We start from the raw sequence: 21,172 nt of genomic DNA, 5'->3' as shown, positions 1-21,172 counted from the left end.
GTCTGGACAGCGTGAATCCAAAAGGCTTATGATGCCAAGCTAGGCAATTGGGGCGGGCGCAGACGATCGACATGGTCCACGGTGCCAAGGCGTCTGATGTGAAGACGCACGACGCACATAGCAGGGGGCTGTCTCATGTCAATTGAGAAAAGCAGTGCGAGAAACCTGGTTCTCTGGGCTCTTGGTGCGTTTCTTCTAATCTGGCTTCTTGTGAAGTTGAAGGGCATCCTGGTGCTCGTTATTCTCTCCGTGCTCTTTGCCTACGTGCTTGACCCTGCCGTCAGTCTTCTGGAAAGAGTGAAGCTCACGCGCGGAAAAAGACTATCAAGAAAAATTGCCGTTTTCCTAGTGGTTCTCATCTCGGTCGCCATAATTGGAACGGCCCTCCTCATCGCAATCCCGAGACTTGCGGAAGAAGTCGCCTCTTTTGCGATGAGCTTCCCGGAGTATGCGTTTAAGGCGAGAGAGCTTCTTCTCCAGGTGATGCCCCGCCTTCTGGAGAGGAACCTGCCTCCGTCGCTTGTGTCTTCGATTGAGAATGAAATAAGTGGAGCAATTGCCTCAGTTGGAGGCCTTGTCGCACGGAGTCTCTATTCGGTTGTTAGTACGATCATTCATATTCTAAGCCTTCTTATCATACCGGCAATGGCCGTCTATCTCCTGATTGACGGAAAGGACTTGAAGCAGATTCTCATCAGCCGGTTTTCGGGCGGGAAACGGGACAGGTTAGAGGGAATAGTGGATAGTCTCAACGTAGCACTTTCGTCGTACATCAGAGGCCAGACGATTGTCTGCCTGTCAATGGGAGTGGCATGTGGAATTGTCTTCTCGATCCTGGGACTGCCGTACTCACTCCTTCTTGGCGTGACGGCAGGATTGATGGAGGCAGTGCCGATCGTTGGATTCATCACGACTCTCATCCTTACCTGCCTGGCCGGACTTTCTCACAGTGTCGGTCTCGCAATCACGGGAGGGATTCTCTACATTGTTGCGAATCAGGTTCTCGGCCTGGTTCTTACGCCGAGGGTCATGGGAAGGCACATGAAGCTTCATCCTTTCCTGGTGCTGCTTTCGATCATGTGCGGGATTCAGCTTGCCGGATTTGTCGGCGCAGTGCTCGCTCTTCCGGTGGCAGCTTCAGCCAGGGTGCTGCTGAATTCTTTTCTTAGCCAACAGGGGAGCGGCAAATAGGACTCGTTGCGATAGTCATAAGTTTCATCCTGGTCCTTGTTCTCCTCAAGCTGAGGGCCGATCTCGGCGTTTCATTGCTCGGCGGTTCGATTCTCCTCGGGATTATGGCAGGAGTGCATCCCTACCTGCTTTCCACGACAATCCTCTCTTCGGTCTTCGGCAGGGATTCCCTTCAACTCCTTGGAACGATTATTCTCATAAGTGCGCTCGCAGAGCTATGCCGTGCCCTCGGATACCTCGACAGGTTTGTGAAAAGCCTGAAAGGGCTCATCGGCGACGTGAGAGCTGTTATTGCGCTGATACCGGCATTCATCGGGCTCTTTCCAATGCCGGGTGGGGCAATGCTGTCTGCGCCCCTGGTGAACAGAGCAGCATCAGGCCTCGATCTTTCGAATGAAGACAAGGCTTTCCTGAATTACTGGTTCCGGCATATCTGGGAGTGGGTGCTTCCGCTTTACCCCGGGCTTATAGTTGCCTCCGCCATTCTGGGGGTTGAGGTAAAGAGAATGTCTCTGAAACAGATACCTATCACCCTGGCAACGATAGTCGCAGGAGTAATCTTCGGACTGGCGAAGATTAAGAGAGAGAAAGTCAAAGACGAAGAAAAGGGGCACATCCTTGCAGAACTGAAACTCCTTTTCCTGAATATCTGGCCGTTTCTGCTGGTCATTGGTCTGTATGTAATCCTCAAGCTCAACCTTTTCATCTCCCTGGTTCTCACTTTCCTTGTTGTTGCCCTGATAGGGAAGACTGGTTTCGTGAAGATGCGCACCGCCGTAGTGGACAGTGCAACAGCTTCGACCCTGAGTCTTGTCTTCGGCGTAATGGCCTTCAAGGGAGTGATCGGCGCTTCTCAGGCGATCAACGTCGTGTCTTCATTCGTCGGCCAGAGTGAAATCTCCCGCTACGTCGTGTGCTTCTTCGTGCCCATGGGAGTTGGGGCGCTTACCGGAGTGACGCAGGCGTACGTTGGCGTTACCTTTCCGATCCTTATGCCTTTCTTTGGAGAGAGGGGCGATCTCAGCCTTCCCATGCTCGCCTTTGCGGGTGGCTTTCTGGGGGTTCTCCTGTCACCGGTTCATCTTTGCCTTGCATTGACGAGGGAGTATTTTGGAGCAGATACGCTGAAGTTTTACAAACTGCTCTTTCTCCCCATGCTCTTTGTGTTCGCAGTGATAGTCATACTCACAATTTTCTAAGAGGGCAGAAATGGGCAAAGCCGAAGATGCCGAAATCCGGGATATCCTGGCCGGGATAAAATCAATTGCCGTAGTCGGACTCTCGGACAAACCCGACAGGCCAAGCTACCACGTCGCATCGTTCCTCAAGAGTAAGGGGTATGTGGTGATTCCCGTGAATCCCGCGAAAGAAGAGATTCTTGACCGGAAGTGCTTTGCCTCACTGGAGGAGATTCCAGAGAAGATTGATGCTGTTGTGGTTTTCCGGCGGAGCGAGGATACCGTGCCTGTGGCCATGAGCGCCGCGAAAACAAAGGCAAAGGTGCTTTGGCTCCAGCTCGGGATCAAGAACGACGAAGCTCGAAGAATCGCAGAAAAAGCCGGACTGAAGGTGGTCATGGACAGATGTATGGCTATTGAGCATGGGAGGCTTATGTAGGGCTGAAGCGCTGGTCCGATAAAAATCCAAGATGGAAGAAAAGCTCAACGAAAAGGAAAGACGAAGATTCTCCGACCCCGTGCCCAAAGGGGTCTTTGCCATTCTGAGAACCCTGAGAGCAAACGGCCACAAGGCATATATTGTCGGAGGCAGCGTGAGGGACATTATCCTGAGAAGGGAAGTGTCCGACTGGGACATCGCAACCAGCGCCATTCCCGAAGAAGTAGCAGGACTGTTTGAGCATTTTGTGGATATCGGGATTCCTCACGGCTGCGTCAGAGTGGGCGGAGGCGAGGAGGCTTACTACGAGGTGACGACATTCAGATGCGACGGCGACTATTCGGACGCGAGAAGACCGGACAGAGTCTATTTCACAAGAAAACTGGAGGATGATCTCGCCAGAAGAGACTTCACGATCAACGCCATCGCATACGATCCCATCGACGGCGTTCTTGTCGATCCTTTCTCAGGAAGAATAGATATTGAGTACAGGATAATCACAACTGTCGGGGATCCGAAGGAGAGGTTCCATGAGGATGCGCTTCGGCCGCTCAGGGCAGCGAGGTTTGCCGCCACGCTCGAATTCGAAATAGATGAAGAGACCCTTTCCGCCATGGCTTCCGAGAAAGACAGGATAGGGCTGGTTTCGAAGGAGAGAATAAGAGATGAAATAATGAAGATGCTCGGCGCTTCAAGGCCTTCGATAGGTTTCGAGATAATGGAGCAGACCTCTATCCTTTCTCTGGTCATTGAGCCGCTCGCGCGGGGGATAGGAGTGACCCAGAACGAGTTTCACGCCTATGACGTTTTTCATCATTCTATCTACACGGCAGATAGCGCGCCGGTCGAAAAACCGCTTGTCAGACTGGCTTCTCTTCTCCACGATGTGGGAAAGCCTCAGACCAGAGAAGAGCGAAACGGCCAGTCCACATTCTACAATCACGAAGTAGTGGGAGCCAGAATCTGCGATGATTGGATGCGGATGATGAAATTCAGCAACGATGAACGGGAGGCGGTCGTTCACCTGGTGAAATGCCACATGTTTGACTACAAGGGCGAATGGACTGACGGCGCAGTCAGAAGGTTCATCAGGAGGGCCGGAATTGAAAACATAGCGGACCTCTTTGACCTAAGAATTGCAGATTTCCTTGGAAACGGATTGAGGCAAGGGTTTCCATCCTATCTTGATGACATGAGAGAGAGGATAGAGAGGATTCTGGGCCAGGACTCGGCGCTCAAGATTTCTCATCTTGCGATAAATGGTGAGGATATCATGAGAAAACTCGGAGTTGGCCCTGGTCCGCTCGTTGGCAGGATATTGGACGAACTCCTTGAGGTCGTACTTGATTCACCCTGGAAAAACACGAAAGAGGAACTTCTGAGAATTGCAGGGCAGCTAAAACTCAGTCTTGAAAAAGGAAACGATGCAAGGAGGGACGAGCCTTGAGAATAGGTAAGAATCTCTTGGACGAGCTTACTTACAGGGTCCTCGTGTGTGACGGAGCTACCGGAACCCGGATTCAGGAGTTAGGCGTGCTTCAGGATGAGTCTATTGAGTACACAAGCATTTTGAGGCCTGACTTGGTTCGCCGGGTCCATTCGGAATATATTGATGCCGGTGCAGACCTCATCGAAACGAATACCTACAGAGCAAATGAATTCATGCTGGCGAAGCACGGACTCCAGAGAAGAGTGGAGGAGATGAACCGGATTTCCGCATGGATTGCAGTCGAGGCGGCCGGCAACAGGGCATATGTTCTCGGATCGGTCGGTCCGACCGGGAGACTCATGACTCCCATCGGGGACCTGCATTTCAAGGATGCGTACAATGCCTTCAAAACCCAGATATCGAGTCTCGTTATTGGCGGCGTTGACGGAATAATAATAGAGACAATGTACGATCTGAGAGAGCTCAAGGCGGCGCTTCTTGCCTTGAAAGACACAGCTCCCGGGATTCCAAGGATTTGCCAGATGAGTTTCAACGAAGATGGGAGGACTTCACTTGGGACAGATTCGCTCTCGTGCGCAACCGTAGTCGAAGGTATGGATGCTGATGTGATAGGGGCAAACTGTTCTGTTGGGCCGGCAAGTCTTGTCCGGGTCCTGCATGAGATGGCTGAAATCACAGGCAATTTCCTTTCTGTTCAGCCGAATGCCGGCTTTCCGACGAAAAAAGCAGGGAAGATTTTCTATCCTGCAACCCCGGAATACGTGGCAAGCTTTGTGAAAAACTTCGTTGATGAAGGAGTGTCGATCATCGGCGGCTGCTGCGGAACGAATCCTTCTCATATACGGGAAATCGCGGCAAAAGTAAGGGCGATGAAACCGGTGACGAGAAAAGTGAGTGAGCTCTTCAAGCTCTCAGGAAGGACGAGGGCCTTCATGGGAGGGGGCGGGAAGAGGCCGATGGTGATAGGTACTGCCATAGGTGCTCTTTCCGGGGAAGGATCAAAGTACGACCTTGAAGCGAGGAGACTCCTTACGGTTCAATCGCTTGCCACCCGGCAGGTTGAATTCGGCGCGGACGTCCTCCTTGTGGGCGTACCCCAAGAAGCCCCGGAATCCGCTGAACTTGTGAAGAAGATTCTTACTCTCATACAGAATGCCGTGCCGAATCCGCTTGCGCTGAAGACCAGGAGTCCCAAGGGGCTCGAGACCGTGCTTGAGTCAATCGAGGGCAAGGCCCTCCTCATTGTCGAGACTCGTGATCCTTCTGATCTCAAAGAGATTCTTTCCCTGGCGAAGAGATTTGGCCTGTCGGTTGCTTTGCCGTGGGAAGAAGGACGCTCCGGCGGGATCATGACAATATTGAGGGAGACCGGCTTCAGGCAGAATGATTCCATCTTCCTCATCGAGGCGGATTCCTCCTCCAAGCTCACGCATAAGCTCGGAGAAGCGAGAAAAGCCGGAGCACACGCCGCAGTCGGGATCGGCGCACTCCTCAATTTGTGCGGCGCCGCAGGGACAAGTGAAATCCTCAAGGCAGGCGGGGCAACTGCGGTCTTTGCAAACACAGAGGTTGAGCAGGAGAGAAGTGTGCTTAGAGCCGTCCTATGACATTCAGAGAAAAACTGGGTAAGAAGTTTGTCGTCTCAGTTGAGGTTGATGCGCCCAAGGACGTTGATTTCGAGAGCGCGCTTTCAAAGATCGAATGCCTGAAGGGCATTGCTGACGTGGTGAACATTGCCGATAGCCCGATGGCAAGAGTCCGGATGAGTCCCTTTGCGTTCGGCCATTTGATAATGGAGAGACTTGGGATTGAACCTCTCATACATCTCACCTGCCGCGACAGGAATCTCATAGGTCTTCAGGCGGAGCTTCTCGGCGCGCATGCTCTGGGTGAACAGAATATCCTGGCAATTACCGGTGACCCGCCCAGCGCCGGAGACTATCCTAAGGCCACCGGAGTCTTTGATGTGACTTCCACGGGCCTTGTGAGGATGATGAAGAGGATGAACATGGGGCTTGACCTTGCCGGGAATAGCCTCAAGAGAGGGACTTCATTTTGCATTGGGATCGGAGTCAATCCTTTCAGCGATGATGAAGACGGCGAAGTGCGGAGGCTCGCCGAGAAGGCGGCGAGCGGTGCAGATTTTGCCGTCACTCAGCCCGTGTTCGATGCGGAGAGATTTCTTTCGTTTATGAAGAAGATAGCTTTTCTTGAGATCCCCGTGCTTGCCGGCATGCTCCCTATTAAGAGCCTCAAGAATGCTCTTTACCTTGCAAACGAAGTCCCTGGCATGGTGATTCCAAGCTCAGTAATTGACAGATTTTCTTCCTGCCAGTCTTCGGACATGCAGAGAGAAGGAATCGAGATCGCGAGGCAAACACTCAAAGCAATCAAGAACGAAGCGGCAGGCCTCTATCTCATTCCGATGGGCAGATACGAAATTATCTCTCAGCTTCTCTTCTGATCGCTTCCCTGCAGATAACGCAGCAGTCGTCCTCTCAGAAGAGTGAAGAGAATCGAAGTGCCAAAAAGCAGGCAGATCCCCGCGTACAAACCGCCCACGACAGGCCCCTGCCCGGATTCCAGTTTTGCCAATCTTGTGACCACCAGGAAGACCAGGATGACCGCAAGAAAGGACAACAAGAATGGAGTGAATGCACCCTTGCCCCCTTTGTACAGCCCTAGAGCTATCGGGGAGAGCACAACGCCGACCGCAAACGCTGCCAGAGTGAATTCCTTTCCAAACCCTGCGTATGTGTAACCAAGGAACACAAGTATTCCAAGAAGAAGCATCTCCAGCGGGCTGAACCTGATCACCTTCATTCCCCAGGATGTCATTTTGTCACTGGTCATATCAACTCACCTCCTTAGTGTTTGTACCGTTCCCGCCGATTGCCTTCTTGGGGGGTGACGTGTGTGCTGCACGATCCGACACGGAAGCACTTGAGGCAATCGCCGCAATCTTGCACTCTTACTCAATTCTAGTCAAGAAGTATTTCTCTGAATTTTCACTAACGCCCACATTGTTCCCCGTGGCCATCCGAGGGCAGCCGGCGAGAGCAGGCTGCCCCGAATGACCAACCTCCGTTCCCACGGCGAGCACAACTTTCTGATGCTAGTGGTACTCGTACGTGCCGCTATTCTCGCGTGAGACAGGAACTAGTTCCTGCTGCCACCAAGTCGGTTGATCAGCGCCTGGGTGGCGGAGGTCCTTGGAATTGCTGATTCCGTTCTCTGTCATCAAGCCAATCGACAACCTCCATAACGCCACACCCGGCTGCTGCGAGGGCACACCCCCCTGCGAGACAATGTCCGTAGTACGCGCCGGCAAGCTTGCACCCCACAACAACAATGGTGCAGAAATCGGCGGTACATCCTGCCCACCCCCTGAGCCGGTCCCCAAAGGAGAAAACCTGGCCGTCCTGAAAGCTGTAATCTTCTCTCACGACAGGCGGACTCTGACTCACATCAAGAACACCTCCGGCCACACTTACCTTGTCTCCCCTTTTGCAGTAGATGAGCACGTTGTAAGTTTCCGTCTGCCTTCGAGGGTTGACGAATGGAATAAGAGTGACCTCGAATGCTTCGCCTGTTCTGGCATCAGTGCCGGTCATCTTCACGACATTCTCAAAACTCACCGGGAATCCCTTTGTTCTCTCGAAGTAGTCCCAGCCCGCCCTGAGATTGGGCTCGCTGAGTCTCAACGTGGACAGAGTCCCAGGGTTCACATCATCGATTATCACTCCGCCGGGAGCGACAGCTTCCGGAGTCTGTGACGGTAGTCTGGTTTCCTTTGCCAGGCCGGCGCTCGCTAACAACAATAATGCAACCAGAAAGCTCAGAATTCCCCTGCACATCATCCTCCACTCCTTTCTTCGCGTGTGCTCTGGTTGCTGGTGAACTCGAAAACGGTCATGCGGCACTTGCGATCCGAACTACAGACTCATCACAACCACCACCTTTCCTAGTGTCGTGTCCCGGGAATTCCTTGTATATGCGTTTGCCCCCGGACACGACACTTTCATAGGGGCTTGTCGCCCCTCTGACGCTTCAGGATGCTCCTACTCGTCGCATCCCTACGCTGTCACCCCTGAGGGGGTCGGCCACGACCCCCTCATACCCCCTGGCAGTGTGCCTTATGAAACACCCTGCATTTCGTAAAGCTATTTCTGGGACGGCACACTCGAGATTCTGTGTGACATCAATGGCAACTTCTGTGCCTGAGCTGCCGAGGTTTCATGGCCGCAGCCGCATGTATTTGAGCTTGATTGACAAAGAGTCGCGCCGGGACGAAAGAGAAAGACTCGCGCCTCAGGACAACGTCCAGCTCACCGGGGAAACCTTCCTCTGATTGATGGGGAATCGGGTACGATCTCCTCCGAACATCGCATCCGTGCCGGGCAACTGGTGCCGGCTTGAGCCGCTAATTGCCCGGGCGGAAATGCCGATTCTCCATTTAGGGCTCAGCTTTCCCGGGTCATGTTTCCCCTTCATTGCGGGAGTGGAAGAGTGCCGAAAACAATTGTCTTGACACCCAATATATGGGCCTTATATGATTGAAGTACGCAAGATGTAGATGGCAGACCTTCTTGCAGAGAACCTTGGACAAACTCTCGGAATAAGGAACAAACCTCGCAAATCGGCAAGATGCCCAGAGGGCCCAGTGGATAGCGAACAGAAGAAACCCACAATTTCTGGAGAGATTCCCGCATCGATTGTTGTTGAAGAGAAATCTCCGCTGACACCGAATGCTCTCCGTGTTTTGGAGAGGAGATATCTCAAGAAGGACAGGGACGGGAAGTCGATTGAGACACCCGAAGAGATGTTTCTCCGGGTTGCGAGAAATGTTGCAGGGGCAGATCTAATCTATCATCCGGATGCGGACATGACGGAGAGAGTTCATGAGTTCTACTCTCTCATGGCTTCGCTTTCCTTCCTTCCGAATTCGCCCACACTCATGAATGCCGGTAGAGAGCTTCAACAGCTTTCAGCCTGCTTTGTTCTTCCTGTTGATGATTCGATGGACTCAATCTTCGAGGCAATAAAGGATACTGCCCTCATTCATAAGAGCGGCGGAGGCACCGGATTCTCGTTCAATCGCATCAGACCGAAAGACGACAGGGTACTCTCCACTGGCGGCGCCGCGAGTGGTCCGATTTCGTTCATGCGGGTCTTCAATTCAGCTACTGATGTGGTGAAGCAGGGGGGAACGCGGCGCGGGGCCAACATGGGAATCCTCAATATCGATCACCCAGATGTGCTTGATTTCATAACATGCAAGACCGACAACGATTCTCTTTCGAACTTCAACATATCGGTTGGTGTCACCGGAGAATTCATGGAAGCGGTCAAGGAGAACAAGGAATATGAGCTGGTGAATCCGTCAACCGGTGAGCCGGTCAAGAAGCTGAACGCAAAGGCAGTGTTCGATCTTCTCGTTCACCAGGCATGGTTAAACGGCGAACCGGGTCTCATCTTCCTTGACCGGATAAACAGAGATAACCCGACTCCTTCACTTGGACAAATCGAAAGCACAAATCCGTGTGGTGAGGCACCGCTTCTTCCATACGAAGCCTGCAATCTCGGATCAGTCAACCTTTCGATTATGCTGAAGCGAGGGGGAGACGGCTTCGAGATTGACTACGAGAAACTCGGACGGACCGTGAGAAGCGCAGTCCATTTCCTTGACAATGTTATTGATGTCAATTCCTACCCGCTCGAAAAGATTGCACGCATGACGCGCGGGACCAGGAAAATCGGCCTCGGGGTCATGGGTTTTGCCGACATGCTGATTCAGCTTCGGGTGCCTTATGACTCTGAAGAGGCGTTTGAGATAGCAGCCGCGGTAATGAAGTTCATAGGTGATGAGGCGAGAGAGGCCTCAAAAGGGATCGCACTCGATAGGGGAGTCTTTCCGAACTTTGACCAAAGTATCTACGCATCCAAAGGTCTGCATCTGCGAAATGCGACCCTGACCACGATAGCACCGACAGGCAGCCTCTCAATAATTGCCGGATGCTCAAGCGGAATTGAGCCGCTTTATGCAATCACGTATGTCAGAAACATCATGGACAATGAGAAACTTGTGGAAGTTCACCCGGAATTTGAACAGATTGCCAAAGAAGAAGGTTTCTATTCCAGGCCGCTCATGGAAGAGATTGCAGAAAGAGGCACGGTGAGGGGCATCAGCCAGGTGCCGAAATGGGTGGAGAGGACCTTTGTCACGGCGCACGATCTTACTCCCGAGTGGCACGTGAAGATGCAGGCCGCGTTCCAGAAGTACACGGACAACGCCGTATCGAAGACAGTGAATTTCTCGAACAGTGCAACTGCTGATGATGTTAGGAAGGTTTTTCTCCTCGCCCATCAGGAAGGCCTGAAGGGAATAACGATCTACCGGGACGGTTCAAGGAAAACCCAGGTTCTCAAATTCGGGAAGAAGGAAAAGGCAGAAGGGAAGACCGGCATAATCCCGAGAGAACGGCCAGCTGTTACAAGAGGCAGGACAGAGCGAATGGGCACCGGCTGCGGAAATCTCTATGTGACGATAAATGAGGATAGCGAGGGGCTCTGCGAGGTTTTCGCACAAATGGGAAAGTCAGGCGGCTGCGCCGCATCACAGATAGAGGCAACAGGCCGGCTCGTGTCCCTTGCTCTTCGTTCGGGAATTGACCCCATTACGATCGTGAGACAGCTCAAAGGAATAAGGTGTCCGTCTCCCCTGTGGTACGAGGGCTCGATGGTTCTCTCGTGTGCTGATGCCATAGGGAGAGTGCTAGAAAGGCACTTGAGAGAGAAAACCGCCGGCGGCATTCAAGACAAGCCAGGTGAAGCTTCAAAATCCATGAGCCCGCCTGCTTCTCCAGGCAGGGAATGGCTTCTCACCGGATGTCCGGAATGCGGTGGATCAATAGACTTCGTCGAAGGCTGCATTGTCTGCAGAAGCTGCGGATTTTCGCGATGCGGGTGATGACGGAAGTGTCCGGTTCCGCCTTGTGTCAGGGCGGGATCTGGTTTGGGATGGTTACGTTGGACGCATGGAGAAGTCCGGCTTTGCAAGGCCGGACTTTGGCAGACAATTGGAACAAGGCGCCAGAATAGATGGGTGATCGGTCTTAAGAGACTGGAACGTCCTCATTGACAACCTCGCTTGACCTCTGAATGTTTCGGCTTCTTCCCCCAGGTTTTGATTGCCTTGGCGCACCAGAATGCTTATTCTCATATGACAATTGATTCGTCCGTTTCGTTTGTTGTGGTTTGCATGTAGATGCGCCCTATATGAAACCAGAAGAGAAGGCAAGACAGAAGATTGACGAGTTGTTTGAATCCGCGGGCTGGAAGGTTCAAGATCGCAGGGAAATGAATCTTGGAGCGTCTCTTGGCGTGGCTGTCCGCGAGTTTCCTCTTGAGTCTGGAACTGCTGACTATCTTCTTTTCTTGGACCGAAAAGCAGCAGGTGTCGTTGAAGCAAAGCCTGAAGGGACCACACTAAGCGGCGTGGCAGAACAAACTGCAAACTATCTAACGCGTATCCCAGAGAATGTTCCTCGCGTCGGGAATCCCCCTCCATACGCATATGAAAGTACAGGCATAGAGACTTTCTTCAGGAACCTGAGAGACCCTGAGGCTCGCTCTCGAAGAATGTTCGCATTTCACAAGCCAGAAACTCTTAGAGGATGGCTTTCGCAAGAAGAGACCCTCAGAACGAAGTTGCGAGCACTACCACCTCTGGCAATTGAAGGTTTGAGAGATTGCCAGATAGAAGCAATTCGAAATCTGGAACTATCATTTGGGGACGCCAGACCCAGGTCGCTCATTCAAATGGCTTCGGGAGGCGGAAAGACATACGCCGCTGTGAACTTCGTTTACAGATTGGTCAAGTTTGCAAACGCAAAACGTGTACTCTTCCTGGTTGACAGGAAAACCCTTGGCCGACAGGCCAAAAGAGAGTTCGAGCAGTTTGTGACCCCTGACGACGGCCGGAAATTCACAGAACTGTACAATGTGCAACACCTCACCTCCAACACCTTTGATCCTGTGAGCCGTGTATGTGTTACGACTATTCAGAGGCTGTACTCAATGCTGAAGGGTGAGCCAGACTTTGATACCGAACTTGAAGAGCAATCGCTCTTCGATATTTCGCCCGGCGGTTCCCAGCTCGGAGAAGTGTCCTACAATCCCCAGATTCCGATAGAAACGTTTGATTTCATAATCACGGATGAGTGCCACCGCTCCATCTACCACCTCTGGCGTCAGGTGTTTGAATACTTCGATGCCTTCATCATAGGACTGACCGCAACACCTTCAAAACAAACCCTTGGGTTCTTTGACCAGAATCTTGTGACTGAATATAACCATGAGCGTGCCGTCGCAGATGGCGTGAACGTTGGTTACGATGTTTATAGAATCAAGACTGAGATCACCGAGAAAGGCAGCAAAGTGGAAGCAGGTTATTATGTTGACAAGCGAGATAAACTCACCAGGAAGAGACGTTGGGAGCAGTTGGATGAGGACTTGGAATACGTTCCGGTTCAATTAGACCGAGATGTTGTGGCCCCGGACCAAATAAGAACCGTTGTGAGAACATTCAGGGAGAAGCTCTTTTCCGAGATATTTCCTGGCAGGAAGGAGGTTCCGAAAACTCTTATCTTTGCCAAGGATGACTCTCATGCAGAGGACATCGTTCATATCGTGCGAGAAGAGTTCGGCAAGGGAAATGAGTTTTGCAAGAAGATAACCTACAAAACGACTGGCGAGAATACGGAAGATCTGATCTCCAGCTTTCGCAATTCCTACAACCCGCGCATAGCGGTGACGGTGGACATGATTTCCACCGGCACTGATATCAAGCCTTTGGAGTGCCTTCTGTTCATGAGAGATGTGAAGTCAAGGGTCTATTTTGAGCAAATGAAGGGGCGGGGCATGAGAGTCATCCCTCAGACTGACTTCAATGCGGTTACTCCCGATTCAGCTCACAAGACGCACTTTGTGATTGTGGATGCCGTCGGGGTGTGCGAGAGCGACAAGACTGATTCAAGACCTCTTGAGCGCAATAGGAACATTCCCTTTGAGAAACTCATCACGTGGGTCGCGTTGGGCAATAGAGACGAGGACGTACTTACTTCTCTGGCGGGGAGGCTCGCGAGACTGAGCAGGGAGATTGACGAAAAGGACAGTAAGACGATCGAAAACGCTGCGGGAGGCAGGCCACTCAAACATATCATCAACGATTTGCTCGATGCAATTGACCCGGACAAAAAAGTTGAAAAAGCCAAGGAGATTTTCGATACAAAGAAGCCAACCGACGACCAAGTCAAGAGAGCTTCCGAGGAACTCGTGAAGACCGCTTGCGAACCTTTTGATAATCCGAAGCTGAGAAACACAATCATTGAAATCAAGAAGAGATACGAACAGACCATCGATACTGTGAGCAAAGACAAGGTAGTCTTTGCTGGCTTTGACGATCAGGCAAAGGAAAGAGCGCGGTCGATCGTTGACAACTTCAGAAAATTCATTGAGAAAAATAAGGATGAACTTACAGCCCTTCAAATTATCTACAGCAAACCATATGGCAAGCGCCGCCTCACCTACGAGCAAATCAAGGAGCTTGCAGAAACTATAGCAAAGCCGCCATATGGCTTTGCACCAGACCTTCTTTGGGAGGCTTACAGGCAACTTGAGTCGGCAAAGGTCAGAGGGGCTGGACCTGTGAAACTCCTCACGGACATTATCTCGCTTGTGCGCTTTGCTATCGGCCAGACCTACATGCTGGAACCATACTCTGATGCAGTGGAGCGCAGGTTCCGTGAATGGATTGGACTCCAAGAGAAAGCCGGACGCAAGTTTGCACCCCAGCAAATGGACTGGCTCGAAATGATAAAAGACCACATTGCCACGAGCTTGGGTGTTGCAATGGAGGATTTTGAACTCGCGCCATTCCACGAGAAGGGTGGACCGGTGAGGGCATACCAACTATTCGGAGACAAATTGAATCAGGTTCTGGAAGAACTAAATGAGGCGCTGGCAGCGTAGTTCGCAAATGGTGCTAATATGGAGCAATTCTGATGTCCTTATTTACGAAGACCCTCTCAGAGATTAGATTCGCCGATATTGAAGACTTTTGTAGGGTGTGGCCAGAAGGGGTACGTGTCGAATACAAACAGACCCTTCCTAAAGATCCGCGCAAGACTATTTCTGCTTTTGCCAATACGATGGGTGGGGTCTGCCTTATTGGAGTGAAGGCAAAAGATGGAGTCCCGGAAATGCCGATCACCGGAATGAAGAAAGTGATGGGGATTGAAGAAACGATCACGCAAAGTTCTATTACCGGAATTTATCCGTCGGTTCTGCCTGAGGTTCGTACAATAGAGGTTCCGGACAAGGAGGAGAATGTTGTCGTGGTCATCCGGGTGAGTGAAAGTCTTGGTGCTCCTCATGCCATTCAGAATTCTACGCGCGTGTATGTCAGGACTGGATCCATAAGTCAGCCTCACGAGCTTGCTGAGATAGACAGACTGGAGTATTTATTGAAACGGCGAGAGACACCTTCAAGAAAGAAAACGGCCCTTTTGCGTTCAGCCGATCACCGGGTAAGACTCCACGTGCCAGATCCGATTCTTGGACCCACCCTCAAAGTCACCGTGATTCCAGTCTTTCCTCACAGGCCTATTGTGTCCCAGGAGAAACTCTATTTGTTTGCTCAAGAGGAGGGGACTTATGGATACATCTCACAGCCCGTCAGAGTTCTTGGCGGGGTCATTGATAGTCGTCCGAAATCCCACAGACATATGGAGATGAATGAATACGGACTGGTCTATTTCTTCTCCAAGCTCGAGTTTATTGAGGAGCTGGTTCAAGTGGCCTATGAATTGGAGAAGAGACCGACAAAAGCTCTTCGTTTTCCTCAGCTGGTCGGAATTCTAGGGAAGGTCCTAAAGATTGCAGAAGATCTCTACGAAAGTTGCCAATACCTAGGAAATGTGGAGATTAGCGTGATCCTCTCTGGCATTCGATCTTGTGCTATGTTGTACGAAGTGGGTGGTTTTGCGGAACTTGAGCTTATGGAACGCGGTCTCTGTGTGGATGACACAGTGAGCTCTTCCAGGATTACACTGGCGTACGATCCGGTTAGAAGCATAAGTTGTGTGCTACCAGAAATGTTGCGAGAAATAGCATGGGTTTTTCAGTTAGTTCCCGCGAACCTTGATGAAACAGTCCAAGAGATTCTGGTTCAGAACCGGTCAATGCAGCAATGAGTCCTAGATTAGGAAAATGAAAGAGATTATGGTTCAGGATGAACTACCCAAAGGTTGGGTGTGGGCGGGGCTAGAAGAGATAGGCGAAGTCAATCCGGGCTTCTACGCAGAAGCCACTGTCCACGATACGGAGGTTACGTTCCTGCCGATGAAATGCGTCGAAGAACTAACAGGTCGCATTGATTTGTCCATTAGCAAGAAACTATCAGAGGTGAGAAAAGGCTATACGCATTTCGTGAATGGTGATTTGCTTCTTGCAAAGATCACTCCATGTATGGAAAACGGAAAGGTAGCCATTGCTCATGGCCTAAAGAACGGTATTGGGTTTGGTTCAACTGAATTCCATGTAGTCAGGTTGCATGAATGCCTTCCGAGGAGGTTATTCTTTTTCTTTTTGATAAGAGAGGAATTCAGGAAGGAAGCTCAAGGAAACATGACTGGCTCCGCAGGTCAATTGAGGGTTCCAGCCAGCTATATTCAGCAGAGTCCTCTCCCTCTTCCACCTCTTGCCGAGCAACGCAGGATTGTGGCGAAGATTGAGGAGTTGTTCACCAGGTTGGATGCGGGCGTAGAGGCATTGAAGAAGGTAAGGACACAGTTGAAGCGTTATCGGCAGACGGTTTTGAAGTCTGCTTTCGAAGGAAAACTGACCGAAGAATGGAGGGAGGCTCACAAAGGCGAAGTTGAACCTGCGTCTATGCTTCTTGAACGCATCAAACAAGAACAAAAGACGAAGCTCGGGAAGAAATACAAGGAACTGCCGCAGGCAGACACATCGACTTTGCCAAAGCTGCCTCGAGGGTGGCAATGGACTGCTGTCGGAGAATTAGCGGGAGGAATACACTACGGGTATACAGAAAAGGCCGCAGATTTGCCAATAGGTCCAAGGTTCCTCAGAATCACCGACATACAGAATAGCGGGGTTGATTGGGATTCGGTTCCCTACTGTAAGATTGATGAGTCTATGAAAGAAAAATACCTCCTGAAAGATGGAGACCTGGTTTTCGCAAGAACAGGAGCGACTGTCGGGAAGAGTTTCCTTATTAGAGGTGACATCCCTGAGGCGGTGTTTGCGTCGTACCTCATAAGAATAATACTTCACCGCAGCGTCACGAAGGAAACTGTGTACTACTTTTTTCAATCCCCTCTTTATTGGCTACAAATCCAAAAAGGGAAACTGGGAATTGGACAACCGAATGTCAACGCAAATGCATTGTCACAAATCCTTCTTCCACTTCCCCCCTCTGCTGAGCAGTGCAAAATCGTAGAAGAAATCGAGCACCGCTTCTCTGTGGCGGACGTGGTGGAAAAGGCAGTGGCGCAGAGCCTCATCCAGGCGGAACGGTTGCGGCAGAGCATTATGAAAAAAGCGTTCGAGGGCAAGCTTGTGCCACAGGATCCGACTGATGAACCGGCTCAGAAGCTCCTCGAACGGATCAAAATTGAGAAAGCCAAACGCGCGGTTGAGGCAAAAGGAAAGAAACCAAAACGGAGAACAGGTTATGGCGAAAGATCCTCAGGAGTGGCTAAGACAAGCTGACTACGATATCGAGACAGCAGAGCATATGTTTAAGGCAGGAAGACATTTCTACGCGGTTTTTATGTGCCATTTGGCGCTCGAGAAGGCGCTAAAAGGGGTTTACCGGGAAAAGCTGAAAGACGCACCACCGAGAACGCACAATCTTGTTTATCTTCTGAACAAGACTCATGCGAAACCTGAGGAATCCGTCGGAAGATTCCTTGTAAGACTTAATGAAGCCAGCGTTGCGACAAGATACCCTGAGGAATTGGATAAGCTCCAAGACGATTTCACAGAACCGGTGGTAAGGGACATACTCGCAAGAAGCAGGGAGGTCTTGAAATGGATAAAGACACTGTTCTAAAGATACTATCCCGTTTCATAAAAGCCCTGGAGTCCAAAGGCATCACGATAACCAAGTTGATATTATACGGCTCTTATGCAACGGGCACGTTTAGGGAGGGGAGCGACATAGACGTCGTGGTCATATCTCAAGACTTTGCGGGGAAAGGCTATTGGGAAAGAATAGACATTCTTTCAGATGCCATATACGAGGTCTTTGAACCGATAGAGGCAATCGCTTTGACGCCAGTCGAGTGGGAAAAAGAAGAATCAGCAATTGTTGAATACTCAAAAAGCGGCGAGGTAGTCTATGGAGCCTGAGGTGGAGTCAAGCCTCAAGCAAGCAGAGAGGTTGCGTCAGAGTATCCTGAAAAGGGCCTTCGAAGGGAAGCTCGTGCCGCAGGATCCGACTGATGAACCGGCAGAGAAGTTGCTCGAACGGATCAAAGCTGAAAGGGCAAGACAGGAATTAAAGGACAAAGATAAGAAGAAAGCCAGAAGGCGGCTTAAAGGGGGAATGCAGAGCGCCAGGGAGGCATGGACATGATATGATTGTCACCTATTCGAAGAGTACAGTCCCCATACGAATCAGCCAAGAGAGATGGGAGCATATCACGCGGCGGCATCCTGAAATGCTGAACCAGAAGAGAAAGGTCATCGAGACGATTTCAAATCCTGACCTGATCTTGGCAGGTGATTTCGGTGAACTATTGGCAGTGCGTCTTTACTCAAAAACGCCGTTGACTAGAAAATATCTTGTTGCGGCTTGCAAAGAAATCTCGAACAAAGACGGATTTCTTCTCACGGCTTACTTCACAAACGCACCCTTAAAGAGGAGGAAGGTTTTATGGAAGCCTTAAGAATTCTTGAAGGCAAGCCCGCGCTCAACTGGGAATATGATGAGGAAGCCGATGTGCTCTATATCTCAGTAGGGAAACCACGTGCCGCGGTCGGAACCGATATCGGTGACGGTGTGATTGTTCGCTATGACGATAAGAAAAAAGTGGTAGTTGGCATTACGATCATCGGCTTTCGGGCTCGTACATTACGGAGCATCTCTGGAAAGTAGAACTGCCGAAGTGTTTGGGTAAAAGAGGTCTTCATGCCCAACGAATCATCCACGATAGTCCAGCGCCTATGGAATTACTGCAATGTGCTTCGTGACGACGGCGTGAGCTACGGCGACTATGTGGAACAGCTGACCTATCTTCTATTCCTCAAGATGGCAGATGAGCAGACAAAGCCGCCTTTCAATAAACCTTCGAGCATCCCGAAGGACCTTGACTGGCAGAGCCTCGTTGAAAAAGACGGAGATGCTCTGGAAGTTCACTACCGACACATCCTCGAAACTCTGGGTAAAGGGAAAGGCATGCTTGGTGCCATCTTCAGGAAGTCTCAAAACAGGATCCAGGATCCCGCGAAGCTCAGACGTCTCATCGAGCTGATAAACGCTGAGACTTGGATGGGCATGGATATTGATGTGAAGGGTGAAATCTACGAAGGGCTTCTGCAGAAGAACGCAGAGGATATTAAGAGCGGCGCTGGGCAATACTTCACTCCGAGGGCACTCATCAGAGCGATAGTAGAAGTCATGCGGCCAGAACCCGGGATGACCATCTGCGACCCCGCCTGCGGCACAGGCGGTTTTCTTCTGGCAGCCCATGAGTATCTTGCCAAGAACTATTCACTGGACATAGAGGAGAAGAAGTTTCTGAAGTTCAACACGTTCAAGGGATGGGATATCGTTGACAATGTTGTGAGACTGTGCGCTATGAATCTTTACCTTCACGGCATAGGAGGAGATGAAAGTCCGATTGTCACTGGCGACGCACTTGTCTCTGACCCAGGAGACCGCTTTGACATGGTGCTGACCAATCCTCCTTTCGGCAAGAAGAGCAGCATAACCATTGTAAATGGCGAAGGGAAGGCCGACAGGGAGTCATTGATCTACGAGCGGCAGGACTTCTCGGCAACAACTTCAAACAAACAATTGAACTTCCTCCAGCATGTGAAAACGCTTTTGAAAATTAACGGAAAGGCAGCGGTCGTGGTGCCAGACAACGTTCTTTTTGAGGGCGGCGCTGGGGAGACTGTAAGAAAAAAGCTGTTACACGAGTGTGATGTGCACACGCTCCTTAGACTCCCGACAGGGGTGTTCTACGCCCAGGGTGTAAAAGCCAATGTTCTCTTTTTTGACAGGAAGCCGGCAAGTGAAAAGCCTTGGACGGAGAAACTCTGGATATACGATTTGAGAACAAACAGGCACTTTACGCTGAAGGAAGCTCCCTTGCGCTACGAAGACCTTGAAGAGTTCGTCAGTTGCTACAACCTAGAGAATCGTTTTGACAGAAAGGAAGCGGAACGCTTCAGAGCCTTCACCTGCGATGAACTCTTGAAACGGGATAAGACGAGCCTTGACATCTTCTGGCTCAAGGACGAAAGCCTTGAAGATTCAGAGAATCTTCCGAATCCGGATGTGCTTGCGAGAGAGATTGCGGAGAATCTTGAATCCGCCCTAGAGCAATTCAATAGCATCGTTGGCGATCTGGGGAAGAAATAGAACGTGGGCGTTCACAGTGCTGCGAGGATCCACCTAGTTTTGGGTGTTTAGGCAAGGTCAATATGTCCCTTTGCTAGCAGTTGATGTATACAAAAGTGTGGGCTTTTAGGTTTTGGGTTGACTTCCCGAAAGTTTCCATGATAAATTACCGGTGGGCTATCGCCCATGATTATGGACATTTCTGCGCTCAGAGAGCCGATAAAGGAAGAGCTTGAGCTGATTGAACTTGAGCTCCGAAAGACACTTTCCGACAACAGTGTCTTCACACGAAAAGTCTTGTCTCACCTCGTTTCTACCTCAGGCAAGCGGTTCAGGCCTATTCTCATGTGCCTTGTTTCCAAGCTGAATGGAGCATCGCCGCCTGAGCTCATAGCCGCTGCGAACATAGTTGAGCTCATTCATACCGCAACCCTTGTGCACGATGATTCCATAGACAAGAGCCCATTGAGAAGAGGACTTCCCACCGTGAATTCGCTCTGGTCCGACGACGTGGCGATCGCCATGGGCGACTACCTTTATTCAAAAGCGTTTTGGCTGCTCGTTGAGAAGAAGTTCTACCCGATAATGCATATTCTCGCCGAGACCACGAATAGGATGAGCGTGGGAGAGATGATGCAGCTTGAAAGGAAGAAGGACTTTGAGATAACCGAGGAAGAATACCTGTCGATCATCCGTGAAAAGACCGCGTCGCTTATCTCGGCATCATGCGAGATTGGTGCATATTTCGGATGGGGTGAAAACGGTTTCAGGGAGAGGTTCTCAAGCTTCGGGGAAAAAGTCGGACTTGCTTTCCAAATAGTCGATGATCTTCTCGACTTCCTGGGCGATGAAGAGGTCACTGGAAAAGGTTCAGGCAATGATCTCAAGGAAGGAAAAGTCACGCTTCCCCTCATAATAGCTCTGAAGAATGCTCCTAAGGGCAAAAAGTCAAAGATCCTTGAAGTCGTGGGAGAAGAAGAGATCGGTGATGGTCACTGGAAGGAAGTCACGACGTTTGTGAATAACTATGGCGGATTCCAATACAGCAGAGAGAAGGCAAAGGAATTTGGAGGCAGGGCCAGGAACATTCTCTCAGAGTTTCACTCCTCACCAATAAGAGAGGCGCTTAACTACGCGGTTGACTACGTGGTTGAAAGAGAAAGCTAGTGTGCCGTCCCAGGAATAGCTTTACGAAATGCAGGGTGTTTCGTAAGGCACACTGCCAGGGGGTATGAGGGGGTCGTGGCCGACCCCCTCAG

General features: G+C 50.9%; 18 protein-coding genes and 1 pseudogene. 17 read left to right on the top strand and 2 right to left on the bottom strand.

Annotated features, from left to right (window positions below; translation table 11 throughout):
• The first annotated feature begins 135 nt into the window (after window positions 1-135).
• The 6 genes from QME66_02545 to QME66_02520 are packed head-to-tail and all read left to right on the top strand — an operon-like array spanning window position 136 to window position 6,722.
• Window positions 136-1,191 (top strand): AI-2E family transporter, encoded by a 1,056-nt coding sequence (locus QME66_02545; GenBank protein ID MDI6807846.1) that lies wholly within the window; start codon window positions 136-138, stop codon window positions 1,189-1,191.
• A 26-nt stretch (window positions 1,192-1,217) separates the two neighbouring features.
• Window positions 1,218-2,390 carry a DUF401 family protein gene (locus tag QME66_02540; protein MDI6807845.1) on the top strand — a complete coding sequence of 391 codons (1,173 nt, stop codon included), beginning with the start codon at window positions 1,218-1,220 and terminating at the stop codon, window positions 2,388-2,390.
• A gap of 10 nt (window positions 2,391-2,400) precedes the next feature.
• The gene (locus tag QME66_02535; GenBank protein MDI6807844.1) at window positions 2,401-2,808 is read left to right on the top strand and encodes a CoA-binding protein; all 408 of its coding nucleotides are present in this window, start codon (window positions 2,401-2,403) and stop codon (window positions 2,806-2,808) included.
• Window positions 2,809-2,839: 31 nt separating this feature from the next.
• Window positions 2,840-4,255, top strand: a complete 1,416-nt coding sequence (locus tag QME66_02530; protein MDI6807843.1) for an HDIG domain-containing protein — start codon at window positions 2,840-2,842, stop codon at window positions 4,253-4,255.
• Complete coding sequence (locus QME66_02525; protein ID MDI6807842.1) at window positions 4,252-5,865, top strand: homocysteine S-methyltransferase family protein; 1,614 nt, start codon at window positions 4,252-4,254, stop codon at window positions 5,863-5,865. The genes QME66_02530 and QME66_02525 overlap by 4 nt, the downstream gene beginning before the upstream one ends.
• A complete protein-coding gene (locus QME66_02520; GenBank protein ID MDI6807841.1) occupies window positions 5,862-6,722 on the top strand; it encodes a methylenetetrahydrofolate reductase in 861 nt (286 codons plus the stop codon). The genes QME66_02525 and QME66_02520 overlap by 4 nt, the downstream gene beginning before the upstream one ends.
• Here the strand turns inward: QME66_02520 and QME66_02515 are convergent.
• Window positions 6,707-7,111, bottom strand: a complete 405-nt coding sequence (locus tag QME66_02515; protein ID MDI6807840.1) for a hypothetical protein — start codon at window positions 7,109-7,111, stop codon at window positions 6,707-6,709. The genes QME66_02520 and QME66_02515 overlap by 16 nt on opposite strands.
• 335 nt (window positions 7,112-7,446) lie before the next feature.
• Entirely contained in the window at window positions 7,447-8,118 is a 672-nt protein-coding gene (locus QME66_02510; GenBank protein ID MDI6807839.1) for a hypothetical protein, read from the bottom strand.
• Window positions 8,119-8,996: 878 nt separating this feature from the next.
• Here QME66_02510 and QME66_02505 point away from each other — a divergent pair.
• From QME66_02505 to QME66_02455, 11 genes and pseudogenes are all read left to right on the top strand, one after another.
• Complete coding sequence (locus QME66_02505) at window positions 8,997-11,228, top strand: vitamin B12-dependent ribonucleotide reductase (protein ID MDI6807838.1); 2,232 nt, start codon at window positions 8,997-8,999, stop codon at window positions 11,226-11,228.
• 308 nt (window positions 11,229-11,536) lie between these two features.
• The gene (locus QME66_02500) at window positions 11,537-14,290 is read left to right on the top strand and encodes a type I restriction-modification enzyme R subunit C-terminal domain-containing protein (protein ID MDI6807837.1); all 2,754 of its coding nucleotides are present in this window, start codon (window positions 11,537-11,539) and stop codon (window positions 14,288-14,290) included.
• 32 nt (window positions 14,291-14,322) lie between these two features.
• Entirely contained in the window at window positions 14,323-15,513 is a 1,191-nt protein-coding gene (locus QME66_02495) for an ATP-binding protein (GenBank protein MDI6807836.1), read from the top strand.
• A gap of 16 nt (window positions 15,514-15,529) precedes the next feature.
• Window positions 15,530-17,053 (top strand): restriction endonuclease subunit S, encoded by a 1,524-nt coding sequence (locus tag QME66_02490; protein MDI6807835.1) that lies wholly within the window; start codon window positions 15,530-15,532, stop codon window positions 17,051-17,053.
• The gene (locus QME66_02485; protein MDI6807834.1) at window positions 17,016-17,396 is read left to right on the top strand and encodes a HEPN domain-containing protein; all 381 of its coding nucleotides are present in this window, start codon (window positions 17,016-17,018) and stop codon (window positions 17,394-17,396) included. Before QME66_02490 ends, QME66_02485 begins: the two co-directional genes overlap by 38 nt.
• On the top strand, window positions 17,375-17,695 hold the full coding sequence (locus QME66_02480) for a nucleotidyltransferase domain-containing protein (protein ID MDI6807833.1): 321 nt from the start codon (window positions 17,375-17,377) through the stop codon (window positions 17,693-17,695). The genes QME66_02485 and QME66_02480 overlap by 22 nt, the downstream gene beginning before the upstream one ends.
• Window positions 17,685-17,831, top strand: a pseudogene (locus tag QME66_02475) (type I site-specific deoxyribonuclease). Before QME66_02480 ends, QME66_02475 begins: the two are co-directional and overlap by 11 nt.
• A 91-nt stretch (window positions 17,832-17,922) precedes the next feature.
• On the top strand, window positions 17,923-18,234 hold the full coding sequence (locus QME66_02470) for a hypothetical protein (GenBank protein MDI6807832.1): 312 nt from the start codon (window positions 17,923-17,925) through the stop codon (window positions 18,232-18,234).
• Window positions 18,222-18,443, top strand: a complete 222-nt coding sequence (locus tag QME66_02465) for a DUF2283 domain-containing protein (protein MDI6807831.1) — start codon at window positions 18,222-18,224, stop codon at window positions 18,441-18,443. The genes QME66_02470 and QME66_02465 overlap by 13 nt, the downstream gene beginning before the upstream one ends.
• Before the next feature lie 33 nt (window positions 18,444-18,476).
• Complete coding sequence (locus QME66_02460) at window positions 18,477-19,934, top strand: class I SAM-dependent DNA methyltransferase (protein ID MDI6807830.1); 1,458 nt, start codon at window positions 18,477-18,479, stop codon at window positions 19,932-19,934.
• 165 nt (window positions 19,935-20,099) lie between these two features.
• Window positions 20,100-21,080, top strand: a complete 981-nt coding sequence (locus QME66_02455) for a polyprenyl synthetase family protein (protein ID MDI6807829.1) — start codon at window positions 20,100-20,102, stop codon at window positions 21,078-21,080.
• The last annotated feature ends 92 nt before the right edge of the window (window positions 21,081-21,172 follow it).

It is taken from the genome of Candidatus Eisenbacteria bacterium (assembly GCA_030017955.1).
Classification (GTDB): Bacteria; Eisenbacteria; RBG-16-71-46; order JASEGR01; family JASEGR01; genus JASEGR01.
This window is presented reverse-complemented; position numbering and strand designations above follow the sequence as displayed.

Coding starts and splice junctions, on each gene's coding strand:
- QME66_02545 (MDI6807846.1), top strand. CDS start 136: ATGTCAATTGAGAAAAGCAGTGCGAGAAACCTGGTTCTCTGGGCTCTT.
- QME66_02495 (MDI6807836.1), top strand. CDS start 14,323: ATGTCCTTATTTACGAAGACCCTCTCAGAGATTAGATTCGCCGATATT.
- QME66_02485 (MDI6807834.1), top strand. CDS start 17,016: ATGGCGAAAGATCCTCAGGAGTGGCTAAGACAAGCTGACTACGATATC.
- QME66_02530 (MDI6807843.1), top strand. CDS start 2,840: ATGGAAGAAAAGCTCAACGAAAAGGAAAGACGAAGATTCTCCGACCCC.
- QME66_02520 (MDI6807841.1), top strand. CDS start 5,862: ATGACATTCAGAGAAAAACTGGGTAAGAAGTTTGTCGTCTCAGTTGAG.
- QME66_02510 (MDI6807839.1), bottom strand. CDS start 8,118: ATGATGTGCAGGGGAATTCTGAGCTTTCTGGTTGCATTATTGTTGTTA.
- QME66_02535 (MDI6807844.1), top strand. CDS start 2,401: ATGGGCAAAGCCGAAGATGCCGAAATCCGGGATATCCTGGCCGGGATA.
- QME66_02500 (MDI6807837.1), top strand. CDS start 11,537: ATGAAACCAGAAGAGAAGGCAAGACAGAAGATTGACGAGTTGTTTGAA.
- QME66_02455 (MDI6807829.1), top strand. CDS start 20,100: ATGATTATGGACATTTCTGCGCTCAGAGAGCCGATAAAGGAAGAGCTT.
- QME66_02465 (MDI6807831.1), top strand. CDS start 18,222: ATGGAAGCCTTAAGAATTCTTGAAGGCAAGCCCGCGCTCAACTGGGAA.
- QME66_02460 (MDI6807830.1), top strand. CDS start 18,477: ATGCCCAACGAATCATCCACGATAGTCCAGCGCCTATGGAATTACTGC.
- QME66_02490 (MDI6807835.1), top strand. CDS start 15,530: ATGAAAGAGATTATGGTTCAGGATGAACTACCCAAAGGTTGGGTGTGG.
- QME66_02470 (MDI6807832.1), top strand. CDS start 17,923: ATGATTGTCACCTATTCGAAGAGTACAGTCCCCATACGAATCAGCCAA.
- QME66_02480 (MDI6807833.1), top strand. CDS start 17,375: ATGGATAAAGACACTGTTCTAAAGATACTATCCCGTTTCATAAAAGCC.
- QME66_02515 (MDI6807840.1), bottom strand. CDS start 7,111: ATGACCAGTGACAAAATGACATCCTGGGGAATGAAGGTGATCAGGTTC.